At 54.9% G+C, this 12,357-nt stretch carries 14 protein-coding genes and 1 tRNA gene; all 15 read left to right on the top strand.

Annotation, left to right across the window (positions count from 1 at the left end):
- Positions 1–451: 451 nt before the first annotated feature.
- Positions 452–525, top strand: a tRNA-Pro gene (locus AC3Y2E_RS11695).
- Positions 526–744: 219 nt separating this feature from the next.
- Positions 745–2,280 (top strand): spore germination protein, encoded by a 1,536-nt coding sequence (locus tag AC3Y2E_RS11690; protein ID WP_379210320.1) that lies wholly within the window; start codon positions 745–747, stop codon positions 2,278–2,280.
- Positions 2,277–3,395 (top strand): GerAB/ArcD/ProY family transporter, encoded by a 1,119-nt coding sequence (locus tag AC3Y2E_RS11685; RefSeq protein ID WP_379210318.1) that lies wholly within the window; start codon positions 2,277–2,279, stop codon positions 3,393–3,395. The genes AC3Y2E_RS11690 and AC3Y2E_RS11685 overlap by 4 nt, the downstream gene beginning before the upstream one ends.
- Entirely contained in the window at positions 3,386–4,492 is a 1,107-nt protein-coding gene (locus tag AC3Y2E_RS11680) for a Ger(x)C family spore germination protein (protein WP_379210316.1), read from the top strand. The genes AC3Y2E_RS11685 and AC3Y2E_RS11680 overlap by 10 nt, the downstream gene beginning before the upstream one ends.
- Before the next feature lie 99 nt (positions 4,493–4,591).
- Positions 4,592–4,831: a trp RNA-binding attenuation protein MtrB gene (gene mtrB, locus AC3Y2E_RS11675; RefSeq protein ID WP_379210314.1), complete on the top strand. Its 240-nt coding sequence runs from the start codon at positions 4,592–4,594 to the stop codon at positions 4,829–4,831.
- A gap of 119 nt (positions 4,832–4,950) precedes the next feature.
- Positions 4,951–5,484, top strand: coding sequence for a hypothetical protein (locus AC3Y2E_RS11670; RefSeq protein ID WP_379210312.1), 534 nt, complete (start codon positions 4,951–4,953; stop codon positions 5,482–5,484).
- Between the two features lie 137 nt (positions 5,485–5,621).
- Complete coding sequence (locus tag AC3Y2E_RS11665; RefSeq protein WP_379210310.1) at positions 5,622–6,485, top strand: heptaprenyl diphosphate synthase component 1; 864 nt, start codon at positions 5,622–5,624, stop codon at positions 6,483–6,485.
- Positions 6,486–6,492: 7 nt separating this feature from the next.
- Entirely contained in the window at positions 6,493–7,218 is a 726-nt protein-coding gene (locus tag AC3Y2E_RS11660) for a demethylmenaquinone methyltransferase (protein ID WP_379210308.1), read from the top strand.
- On the top strand, positions 7,208–8,083 hold the full coding sequence (locus AC3Y2E_RS11655; protein ID WP_332071086.1) for a UbiA-like polyprenyltransferase: 876 nt from the start codon (positions 7,208–7,210) through the stop codon (positions 8,081–8,083). The genes AC3Y2E_RS11660 and AC3Y2E_RS11655 overlap by 11 nt, the downstream gene beginning before the upstream one ends.
- Positions 8,077–8,685 (top strand): UbiX family flavin prenyltransferase, encoded by a 609-nt coding sequence (locus tag AC3Y2E_RS11650; RefSeq protein WP_379210305.1) that lies wholly within the window; start codon positions 8,077–8,079, stop codon positions 8,683–8,685. The genes AC3Y2E_RS11655 and AC3Y2E_RS11650 overlap by 7 nt, the downstream gene beginning before the upstream one ends.
- A 3-nt stretch (positions 8,686–8,688) precedes the next feature.
- Positions 8,689–9,540, top strand: a complete 852-nt coding sequence (locus AC3Y2E_RS11645) for a menaquinone biosynthetic enzyme MqnA/MqnD family protein (protein WP_379210303.1) — start codon at positions 8,689–8,691, stop codon at positions 9,538–9,540.
- 4 nt (positions 9,541–9,544) lie between these two features.
- Positions 9,545–10,519, top strand: coding sequence for a polyprenyl synthetase family protein (locus AC3Y2E_RS11640; RefSeq protein ID WP_190925195.1), 975 nt, complete (start codon positions 9,545–9,547; stop codon positions 10,517–10,519).
- 100 nt (positions 10,520–10,619) lie between these two features.
- A complete protein-coding gene (gene ndk / locus AC3Y2E_RS11635; protein ID WP_190925193.1) occupies positions 10,620–11,063 on the top strand; it encodes a nucleoside-diphosphate kinase in 444 nt (147 codons plus the stop codon).
- 135 nt (positions 11,064–11,198) lie between these two features.
- Positions 11,199–11,987 carry a CheR family methyltransferase gene (locus AC3Y2E_RS11630; protein ID WP_379210300.1) on the top strand — a complete coding sequence of 263 codons (789 nt, stop codon included), beginning with the start codon at positions 11,199–11,201 and terminating at the stop codon, positions 11,985–11,987.
- 57 nt (positions 11,988–12,044) lie between these two features.
- Positions 12,045–12,206: a hypothetical protein gene (locus AC3Y2E_RS11625; RefSeq protein ID WP_190925189.1), complete on the top strand. Its 162-nt coding sequence runs from the start codon at positions 12,045–12,047 to the stop codon at positions 12,204–12,206.
- Positions 12,207–12,357 lie beyond the last annotated feature (151 nt).

Here is a 12,357-nt window from a genome sequence, read left to right as displayed (position 1 = left end):
GCTTTCGGGAACTAGACGGCTGGATTCGCAGGCGTCTGCGCTCCGTCCAACTTCGCAGTTGGAAGAAGGTAAGGAAGCTCCATCGTGAAATGAGGCGCCGAGGTTGGGATAACAGTGATATGCCTGGCCTGCGTATGAGGGCATGGAGGAGTTCACATTCAACCTATGCTCAGTTCGCGATGCCAAACAAGTGGTTTGAGGAAATGGGTCTATGCAGTCTTCTTGAGCTTTACAATGAACATCACCCCCAAAGGGGATAATCTTGGAGGAGCCGGATGCGATGACCCGCACGTCCGGATCTGTGAGAGGCCCATGCAATTGTGCATGGGCCTACTCGATTCGAAATCAAGTTGTTTTTACATGCGTCATATCGTTAAATTATGGCAGAGAGTGCTTTACAAACCGTTAGCAGCCCATTATAATGTTACATATTGAACCGAGTTTCTGTCATCGGGGTATAGCGCAGCCTGGTAGCGCGCACCCTTGGGGTGGGTGAGGTCGCACGTTCAAATCGTGTTACTCCGATCGATCAACAAAAAGCCGTTTTCTTCCTGCAGCGTTGCAGATGAAGAAGACGGTTTTTTGTCGTCCCACTCCGATTCCGCAGTACATGACGAAGGCAGGCCGAGGTTCCTCCAGGCGGTCAGGCATGAAATGGAAACCGTGTTGCCGAATAGAGATCTTCCTAAGCTTCCATTCTATGGAGTATAAGTTACGGAACTCGCGAAACGGGGACAACGGATCATGAAATCAAAGTGGCTGCGGTGGTTAAGGGGCGAAGAGTCGCTGCAATCGAGCCGGCAGGCTGCGCAAATTATCAGAAACGAGATTGCCCGGCAACTGAATACCAACTTGTCGGATCTGTACGCTTTGTTCAGTCTCACCCCGGAACTGGTCGTCCGGATGCTGGTGATCAAACAAAGCGGTATGCAGGCCGCACTGGTGTATCTGGAAGGCATGACGGACAAGATTTCGATCGACCAGCATATCATCCGTCCGCTCATCGAGGAAGAGAAACAAAGCGGGGAGCTTGGCATATCGGCCGGACCGGTATACAAGACGCGGCAGTGGTCCAACATCGAGACCAGCATCCTGGACGGCTGCAGCGTGCTGTTCGTCGAAGGTTCCGGCGAGGCGTACCTCATCCGTACCCAAGGCTGGCCGCAGCGGGCGATCGAAGACCCGCAGCTCGAAGCGTCTCTAAAAGGAGCGCACCAAGGGTTCGTAGAGACGGCGATCCAAAACGTCGCGCTCATTCGCCGGTATATCCAGAGCCGCGAGTTAAAAAATAAAGAAATGATCGTAGGCTCGCGCGCTAAAGCGAAGCTGTCGATCCTATACATCGCCGATCTTGTCAAGCCGGAGCTGCTGAAGGAAATGACGGACCGGCTCGGCAAAATCAAAGTGGATAGCATTTTGAATTCCGGAGAGCTTGCCGAATATATCGAGGATAATCCCTTTTCGCCGTTCCCCCAGTTTATTGCCACGGAGCGGCCCGACACGGCCGCCTCGCACTTGCTGCAAGGCCGGATCGTCGTCATCGTCGACCGCTCGCCGAGCGTATTGATCGGCCCCGCCACCTTCTGCTCTTATTTCCAGAGCGTCGACGACTACAGCACCCGCTGGCCGATCGCTTCCTTTATACGGCTGCTCCGGTACTTGGGCTTTTTTCTTTCTACGTTTTTGCCGGCAATCTATATCGCGGTTATCTCGTTTAACTACGAGATCATTCCGCTCGATCTGCTCATCTCGATAGGCGAATCCCGGGAACGCGTGCCGTTTCCGCCCATTATCGAAGCTCTGGTTATGGAAATCACGCTGGAGATGCTACGGGAGGCGGGAATCCGGCTGCCCTCGCCGATCGGGCAAACGGTCGGCATCGTCGGGGGGATCGTGATCGGGCAGGCTGCGGTACAGGCGGGCATCGTCAGCAACATTATGGTGATTATCGTAGCTTCGACTGCGATTGCGTCTTTTATTTTGCCCAGTTACGACATGGCGTCGGCTATCCGTCTGCTCCGGTTTCCGGTGATGATCGCCGCTTCGATGTTCGGGCTGATCGGCATTGCGATCGCCCTGATGATCCTGGTCGCTCACCTGATCTCGCTCGAATCGCTGGGCACCCCGTACGGGACGCCGTTTGCCCCGGTCCGCTTTTCCGATTGGAAGGATACGCTGATCCGGCTTCCCTTGTGGAGCATGAAGGACCGCCCGAAGGAGACAAGGACGAAGCAGAGCCGCAGGCTGGGAGAGCCGGAATCGGGCGGTGAAGGGCGATGAAACGATACGGATTCAATGAAATTACGCTGATGCAATACATCACGATCATTCATGGGGGCCAGGTCGGGGTAGGGTTGCTGACGCTGCCGCGAGAAATGGCAAAAACTGCGGGCACCGACGGCTGGATGGCGATTGTGCTCGGCTGGGCAATTGCCGTAATTACCAGTCTGTGCATCGTCGCGGTCATGCGCCGGTATCCGGACGACACGATTCTCGATTTGGTTCGGCGTTTGTTCGGCAAATGGGCGTGCCGGGCGGCCGCTGTCATCTGGCTCGCGTACTTTGTGGCTGCCTTTGCGGCTGTTCTCGCAACATCCGTTTCGATTACGAAGGTGTGGGTTCTCTCGCAAACTCCGGCGTACATGATGGTGCTGTTGTTTCTGCTGCCGACCGTGATGGTGGCCCGCAGCGGAATTCGCATACTCGGCCGTTATGCGGAGCTTGTATTTTACTGTTCGCTCGCAGCCCCGTTTTTTCTGATCGCGCCGCTCAAGGAGAGCCACCTGGTCCATATTCTCCCGTTGATTAAAGGGGAATGGTCAGGCGTGCTGCAAGCGGTGAAACTGACGGCCCCTTCCTTCCTCGGGTTTGAAGTCGGGTTTTTCCTGTATCCGTTTCTCCTTCGGAAAGAGCGGGCGTATACGGGGGTGGTCATTGCCAACACCTTGTCCATGATCGTTTTTATGCTCGTTATTTTTTCGAGCAATTTATTTTACAGCCCCGACCAGATTGCGGAATTTACATGGCCGACCTTAAGCTTGCTGAAGGTAATTGAATTTCACTTTCTGGAGCGGTTCGACATCGTGTTTCTGGCGTTTTATTTGTTCCTGCTGTCGACTACCTGGACCCCGCTGCTGATGCTGGCCGGGCATTGTGCAAGCCGGCTGACCGGACAGGCGGATCATGCGCCGCACGTGTACGCGATAGCGGGGACGGTGTTTGCCGTATCGGTGTTTTATTTTCCTGCGGTCCAGGAATTGCGCCTGATGGAACAGCTCTGGTCCAGAAGCGGCCTTGTACTGGCTTATGCGACACCGTTTGCCCTTCTCCTCGTACTGGCTGTAACGAACCTGATCCGGAAAAACCGGAGGACGGAGGGGCGCGAATGCGGATAATGCGTGCGGGAGTCGTCGCCGCCCTGCTGCTCGCGCTTCTGAACGGCTGCTACGACCAGACGAATCTGGAGGACATTACGCTCGCCCTGACTTTGGGTATCGACGTTAATGAGGACAACGAGCTGCTCATCTATACATCCAGTCCGGTATTCAGCAAAGAGGCGAAGCAAAAGACGGAAGATTACGGCGTTAAGGCGACAACCATTCGTCAGGCTCGAGGGAGGCTGGATTCGATGGTGACCGCGATGACCAAAAGCGGCAAAATCCAATCGATCCTGATTGGGAAGCAAGTATTGGAACAGCCCGGCTGGTTTAAGCTGCTGGACACCTTAATGCGCGACGCAAAGATGACCGTTAACAGCAGGATTATTGCCGTCGACGGGAGCGTGGCGGATATTATGGAGTTTACCCCGGAGGATAAGCCGCGATTGTCCCAGCATATCGCCAAGCTGATCGATACGGCCAGCCGTCGGAACATCTCGTTTAAGACGACTGTGCAGGAATTTCATCGACAAATGTTCGATAAGGGAATGACCCCTTTCGTTGCCGAGCTAAAGAAAAAGCGGCAACTGGAAATAACGGGAGCGGCTCTGCTTGATGAACGGGGAAAATATTCCACTTCACTCGGGCTTCAAGAAACGACGCTGCTCCAATTGCTGCAAAACGAGAAAAAGGCGGATACGTCGCTGACGATCCCGCTTTCGGCCGCCTCGACGAACGGACAGCTGCTGAACAACCGGGCCAGCTTTTATGTCAAACGGGCGAAGACGAAAATCCGGCCAACCTTCGATAAGGGCAAATTTGTGTTTCAGGTGAAGCTGAGCCTCGATGCGGCCATATCGGAGAACCTGGATTCCGATATGGAAGAGGAGCAGATCGGACCGATTATCCAGGCGGAGCTGGATAAAGAGTTTATGACCCTGATCCGTAAGCTCCAGAAGCACCGGGTAGATCCGGTCGGCTTCGGCATGTACGCCCGGGCTTACACGTACCGGGAATGGGAGAAGGTGAAAGACCGGTGGGCGGAATCGTTTGCGGAAGCGGATATCCGGCTTGTGACGAACGTTCGGGTCGTCGGCACCGGAATCATGCAATAGCCGAAGCGGCAGCGAATTGACAACAGGGCCGTTTTGCCGCATCATAGGAGCAAACGGACGCTTCCGCAATCGATGCGGATCAGGGGAGGAACATTCCGAATGGCCCATGACAAAGAAAACGGGACGATTCAAGGCGACTACTTCGTCATCAAGGCGAAAGAAAACGGGGTTCATGTGATCGGGCTTACACGGGGACACGATACACGATTCCATCATACGGAGAAGCTGGATAAAGGCGAAGTGATGATCGCCCAGTTCACGGAGCATACGTCCGCCGTCAAAATCCGCGGAAAAGCGGTCGTCATGACCCGATACGGCACGGTCGAAACGGACGAGTAGCGCGACCTCGAATAAGGCTTCAAAAGGCAGGCATAGCCTGCCTTTTTCATTTGTACAATGAGATAGGGGTGTAAATGCACCGAATGTACAGGGTAGAGCCCCTGCGGGAGGGATGTGCCTTGAAGTCGGTTTACCGGATTCTCGTCGTCGCGTTCGTATCGATTGGTATCGCCGCTTTGCTGTCCATCGTGCCGAAACTTGACGGATCGCTTGCAGGAGGGGCGGCGGACACGCCCGTATTTCGCCCGGAGTCGGCCGTTATGCTGAGCGACCGCAATCTGGTCGATCTGCTCGTCAAGCTGCCGCTTCAACTGGATATCGCCCATGTCGAATGGAGCGACTCGATTTTGTCGGTTGATCTGAGATCCGGTCCGGATGGAATGAAATCCGAGACCGTATATGACGATTTGTACGTTTTGTCGCAGGCGGGTTTTGCCGGAACGAAAAATGTAAAGCGGATGCTCGTCCGCCTTATGGAGCACCCGTCCCAAGCCAAGGGCGTCCCCCAACTGCTGATGGCTATGGACGCCAAACGGTCGGATGCGGACGGGGCTGCCGCCGGCGGTCGTCTGAAAGGGACGAAAGAGCAATATATCGTCTCGAGCTTTAACCTGACGTACACCCACAGATGGATGGACCGGCTTCAGCATTAGCGGAGGCCGGCTGCGGCTGCGGACTTTGCCGTAATTTGCATCATATAGAATGTGCGTGGTGCGCCCGGTTATGATATAATGGTTTAGATTTCTAGGATGAACGCACATTGACGCTTGTCGGCGGTACGGAGGCTTGTATGAACATTTACTCGATTGCGGATGCGACGAAACCTTACACCGATTACGATATGATCCGGGATCATACGGAGCTGCCCGAATTTCCCAATTTTCGCACCCAGCTTTTGTATACGTTTCTCCGTAAACAATCGTCTTACGCGGATCAAAGCGAGCTGTACTCGATCGTCGTATCGCTGGCTCAGCTCGGACTCGATACGCACGATCTGGTCAGCGAAACGAACGAACGCAAAGAGAAAAAAGAAGCTCGTTCCAGACAGATGAAGGTGCTTGCCGGCGATTACTTCAGCAGCCGGTTTTATCATCTGCTGTCGCAGGCCGGCCAGGTGGAGATGACAAGGGGGATCGCGGCTGCGATCTGCGAGGTGAACCGGCTGAAGATGAATTTGTACAGCCGGATGCGCCAGTGGAAGATGACGACGGACGAGTATATGCGTTTTTCCGTCGACATCCGCATGCAGCTGTATTTGACGTTTTCCAAGGCGCTTGAAGGTTTGAAGCCTAACAGCTGGCACGATATGCTCCAGGGCTACACCCAATGTGAAGTGTTGCTTAACGAACTGGGCCGCATCGAGCGGGAACGGGATTTCCGCTGCGGATGGGCGTTTTGGCATTTGCTTCAGATCGGGACGAAGGAAGAGCGGAAACAGCTGCAGAACGGCGATACCGATCCGGGCAAGCTGCGCTCGCTTCTGCATAAATACAACGTCAAGGCAACGCTGTTCCAGATGCTGGAGACGCAGTTCAAGCTGTTGTCGGACAAGATCCGGCAATTTGATTCGGAGAAGCTGGTCGGCGAGCTGTATCAGATCGGGGAGCCGTTTGCCAGAGCATTGACAGCACCGAGGGTATTGGAGGAAGTGTGAGGTGGAGATGAAGACTAGCAAAGAGCAGTTCGTCCATTCCGTATTTGAAAGCATCGCTCCCAAGTACGATCTGATGAACGATCTGATTAGTTTCAGGCGGCACAAGGCTTGGCGCAAGTATACGATGAAGCAGATGGACGTCCGACCCGGGCAGACCGCGCTCGACGTATGCTGCGGAACGTGCGACTGGACGGTAGATCTGGCCGAGGCCAGCGGGTCGGGCCGGATCGTGGGGCTGGACTTCAGCAAGAATATGCTCGATTTCGGCGAACGCAAAATCGCAAGCCTGAAGCGGGACGATCAGATTGAGCTCGTCCACGGCAATGCGATGGAGCTGCCCTTCGAAGACAATACGTTCGATTATGCCACGATCGGCTTCGCGCTGCGGAACGTGCCGGATTTGGAACAAGTGCTGCGGGAGATGTGCCGTGTCGTGAAACCGGGCGGACTGGTCGTCTCGCTTGAGCTGTCCAAGCCGACCTGGCAGCCGTTTAAGTCGATTTATTATTTTTACTTCCAGAAAGTGATGCCGCTGATCGGCAAGCTGATAGCCAAAAAGTACGAGCAGTACAAATGGCTGCCGGAATCGCTCGTGCATTTTCCGGATTACAACCAGCTTGCCGGCATATTCCGGAAGATCGGGCTGGACGACATTCGCGTCAAACCGTTTTTCCTCGGAGTCGCGGCTTTGCATATCGGCGTCAAGCGGGAGGGAACGTCCGATGTGGAATAAGACGAAAGTCTTTCTGGAAATGATCAAGTTCGAGCATACGATATTCGCCCTCCCGTTTGCTTTTATGGGCGCCGTACTCGGCTCGGTTGTGGAATACGGCCATTTGCCGTCGTGGGCTCAGATCGGCTGGATTATCGTTGCAATGGTCGGTGCACGCAGCGCCGCTATGGGGCTGAACCGGCTGATCGACAAGGCGATCGACCTGAAAAATCCGCGCACGTCGAACCGGGCGATTCCGGCCGGACTGCTGTCGGTCGGAGAAGTATTGCTCTTTATCATCATTTCGTTTGTCCTGCTGTTTTGGGCGACGGCCAACTTGAGCGCTCTGGCGATGAAGCTGCTTCCGCTCGCCGTCTTTATGACCGTTATTTATTCGTACACGAAACGGTTTACCTGGCTCTGCCACGTCATCCTCGGTCTTACGATCGCCCTTGCGCCGCTAGGCGGTTGGGTTGCGGTAACCGGAACGATCGACTTATCCGCGATGGTGCTGTATATCAGCGTCGCCTTCTGGACGGCCGGCTTCGATGTGATTTATGCTTGTCAGGACGCCGACTACGATCGCAACGAAGGGCTGCACTCCATACCGAGCCGCTTCGGGATCGGACGAGCGTTGATGATCGCAAGGGCGTTTCATCTGATCACCGCCGCCGGACTGATGAGCCTTTTTCTGATAACGGATTTAAGCTGGTGGTATTTCGCCGGACTGATCATCTCTTACGCGATTATGTTTTATGAACATTTCATCGTATCGCCTAACGACTTGTCCAAGTTGAATACGGCGTTTTTTACGATGAACGGAGTTTTGAGCGTGGTTGTGTTTTGTTTCACATTCCTTGACGTGGTGGTGCGCTACCTATGGTAGACAATGCAAGCCGCGAAGGATGGGTGGTCGGCATTACCGGGGCGAGCGGCGCCGTCTACGGAGTCAGGCTGTGCGAAGCGCTTCTGGAGCGCGGGCTGCCGGTTCATCTCGTCGTTACCGAGGCGGGCTGGAGGGTGCTGCGGGAGGAGCTGGGCTGGGACACTTCTCACCGACAGGCGACGCTTGAAGAGAAGTTCGGCCGTTTCTCGGTCCAACCGCGTTATTATCCGATCGCCGATATCGGTGCCTCGATCGCCAGCGGATCGTTCCGTACCGCCGGCATGGCGATCGTCCCGTGCAGCATGGGAACGTTGTCGGGCTTGTCGCAAGGCGCCTCGGGCAATTTGCTGGAACGGGCCGCCGACGTTATGCTGAAGGAGGGGCGGAGGCTCGTGATCGTCCCGAGGGAGACGCCGCTTCACGCGATTCATCTGGAAAATATGCTGAAGCTGGCGCGTATGGGAGTGCGGATCGTTCCGGCCATGCCGGCCTTTTACCATAAGCCGTTGTCGATGGACGAGCTGGTCGATTTTATGGTCGGCAAAGTGATGGATAGTATGGGAATCGACAACGAGATGTTCCGACGATGGGGAGATGCTTGAGTTATGCACCATGAATCACGGATACGCATCGGGAAGATCAACTATACGAACGTGTGGCCCATTTATCATTATTTCCCGCACGAGCGGTTCGGCTCCAGACTGGAATGGATCGAGCAGGTGCCGACCGGGCTGAACCGGGCGATGCTGGCCGGAGAAGTCGATATGGGGGCGATTTCTTCGTTTGCCTATGCCGAATCGCATGAGCGCTACGAGCTGTACCCGGAGCTGTCGGTAAGCGCGCTCGGCAACGTTAATTCGCTGCTGCTGTTTCATAAGAAGCCGCTCGAAGAGCTGAACGGCTGCACGGTTATGCTGCCCACAACGTCCGCTACGACCGTTAACTTGCTTAAAATTGTGCTGCACCGCTTTGTGGGAGTCACGCCCCATTACGTGTATGCCGCTCCGTCTTTGGATACAATGATGAAACATGCGGATGCGGCGCTTCTGATCGGCGACGACGCGATCCGGGCGAGCTGGTCCGATCATCCGTACGAAGTGTCCGATCTGGGCGGACTGTGGAAACGGTATACCGGGGAATGGATGACGTTCGCCGTATGGGCCGTCCGCAAGCAGACGATCGAAGCTTATCCGGAGCTGGTGGCCGACGTGCACGAATCCTTCCTGAGAAGCAAAGCGGCAGGACTCCAAGATCCCGAACCGATTGTGAGGAAGGCGCAGGCCGAGATCGGCGGGACGCTCGAATACTGGCGCGGCTATTTCCGCAATCTAAGCCACGATTTCGGCCCGGATCAGCGGCGGGGGCTGAGCTTGTATTTCCGGTATGCCGCAGAACAGGGGCTGCTATCCGAGGATGCGCCGCTCCGTATCTGGACTGATAATTCTGTAACTAGGTGACTTGATGAAACTATTGGATATTTACGCCAGAATGAAAAAAGATATCGCTTACGTCGAGCGTGAGCTGGAAAGCAGCGTTTATTCGGAACATGCGATGCTTAAGGAAACGTCGCTGCATCTGCTGAAAGCGGGAGGGAAACGGATTCGTCCGGTTTTCGTCCTGCTTGCCGGCCAGTTCGGCAAGTATGATCTGCAGAGACTGAAACATATCGCGGTGCCGCTGGAGCTGATCCATATGGCCTCGCTTGTGCATGACGACGTGATCGACGATGCGAATACGAGGCGCGGCCAGTTGACGGTAAAGTCCAAGTGGGACAACCGGGTTGCGATGTACACCGGCGATTACATTTTCGCCAAGGCGCTTACGGTCGCAACGCAGCTGTCCGATCCCCGCATCCACCGGATCTTGTCGAAGGCGCTTGTGGAGCTGAGCATCGGGGAGATGGAGCAGATCCGCTACTTTTTCCGGACTGACCAGACGCTGCGCAATTATTTGCTCCGCATCAAGCGCAAGACGGCGCTCCTGATTGCGATCAGCTGCCAGCTCGGCGCGGTCGCTTCGGAAGCTTCGGACGACGTTTGCGACAGCATGTATGCGTTCGGTTACAATGCGGGGATGGCCTTTCAGATCCGCGACGACATCCTCGACCTGACAGGTACGGAGAAGGAGCTCGGCAAGCCCCCGGGAAGCGATATCCGGCAAGGCAACATCACGCTTCCGGTATTATGCGCGCTGCGCGACCCGGCGATCCGAAGCGAGCTGCTGGCCGAGATCGAACGGATCCGTCTTGTCGACGGTCAGACGGATGTTACGCCCTTTTTGCGCATCATCCGCAGCGGTACATACATCGGTGAAGCCGACAGGCTATCTTCGAATTATATTGACAGGGCGATAGCGGCTTTGTCCGGCTTGCCGGATATTCGCGCCAAGCGCGACCTGGTTCAGATCGCCCATTTTATCGGCAACCGTTCTTATTGAGGAACCGCTGCCGGTTAGGGAGCAAGGCATATCAACGTATGGATTGCGGAAAATCAACCGACAATGGTTGATACAATGGAGCCGAGTGGAGGGAATGGATATGGAAAGAACGTTTCTGATGATTAAACCGGACGGCGTACAGCGCGGGCTGATCGGCGAGATTGTGGGCCGCTTCGAGCGCAGAGGGTTTACACTCATCGCCAGCAAGCTGATGATGGTGTCCAAGGAAAAAGCGGCTGCGCATTACGCGGAGCATCACGGCCGCCCTTACTATGACGATTTGATGAACTTTATCACGTCCGGCCCCGTGTTCGCCATGGTATGGCAGGGCGATCAAGTGATCGCGCTGTCCCGGATCATGATGGGCAAGACGAATACGCTTGAGGCGGGAACCGGCACGATCCGGGGAGATTTCGCCGTACATACGAACCGCAACATCATTCACGGCTCCGACTCGCCGGAGAACGCCGTCCGCGAGATCAACATCTTCTTCGAGCCGCAGGAGCTACTCGATTATACGAAGACGATACAAACATGGATTTGATATTTTTCGACGTCATTCGGCAGGAAAATCCCGTATGCTATGGAACTATAGTAGCATACGGGATTTTTGCGTTTCATCGCGGAAACGGCTTCGTTTAGAAGCTTTTCGTACATAGGGATAGGTGGGGAGACACAGGTGGAAGACAAAGACTTCGCGTTGTTTATTAAAAAAGTGAAAGATTACTCGGCGATCGACTTGTCCCAGTACAAGGAAGCACAGATGAAACGCCGGCTAACCACGTTGTATACGAAGAAGGGGTTTGCGTCGTTTACCTCCTTTTTCGATGCGATGGCGAAAGATAAGGAGCTGTATTACGAATTTCTCGACCGGATGACGATCAACGTATCCGAATTTTGGCGCAATCCGAACCGCTGGGAAATAGTAGAGAGCCGATTTCTGCCCGAGCTTGCCCGGGGGTCCCGCCGGCTGAAATGCTGGAGCGCCGCCTGTTCCACGGGGGAGGAGCCGTATACGCTGGCGATGATCATGTCGGAGCTGGGCCTGCTCGAATCGTCGCAGCTCGTGGCGACGGATATTGATGAAGGGGCGCTGGAGAAGGCGAGGCGGGGCGTCTATCCGGACCGGTCGCTTCGCGATGTGCCTCCGGCGTATGTGAAGAAATATTTTACCCAGAAAGATATGACGTTCTCGGTCTCGGATTCGTTAAAGAAGCATATCCGGTATTCGAAGCAAAATTTGCTGCACGATCCGTTCGACACGCAGTTCGATCTGATCGTCTGCCGCAATGTGATGATTTATTTTACCGAGGAAGCGAAGCATATGCTGTACCATAAGTTCAGCCGGGCGCTCAAGCCGGGCGGACTTTTGTTCGTCGGCAGCACCGAGCAGATTTTCTCGCCGGGCCAATACGAGTTCGAGCCGGCCGATACGTTTATATACCGGAAAAGAGCGGCCCATGTATAACCGCTTCCATATATTCCTATACTAAACCTGTACTTTCAATCAGGAGGTTTGCCCCTAATGGATAAACGGAAGGTCATTACGGCATATCGGCGCGGCTTCATAACGATCCAGGAGTGCGCGCAAATACTCGGCATCGACTCGGTGCAGGTTCTGGGTATTATGAACGATCCGCTGCCGGCAGACAAGTCCCGGATCTATCCGCAGCCCGTCAACGGCTGACGGTAGTTCCTTTTCGAATCGTACGGATCAAGTGCGCCCCGCGCGGGGCGTGCTTTTTGTCGTTAAACCATTTAACTTGTAAGACTTGCCCTGCTTATAGGCAGGAAGGAAACGATTAAGAGCGGTCGGGCACTTTTAGCGGACGGTTTTT

It is taken from the genome of Paenibacillus sp. MAH-35, from assembly GCF_058135425.1.
Note: the sequence above shows the minus strand (reverse complement) of the source record. Positions and strands in the feature narration are given on the sequence as shown.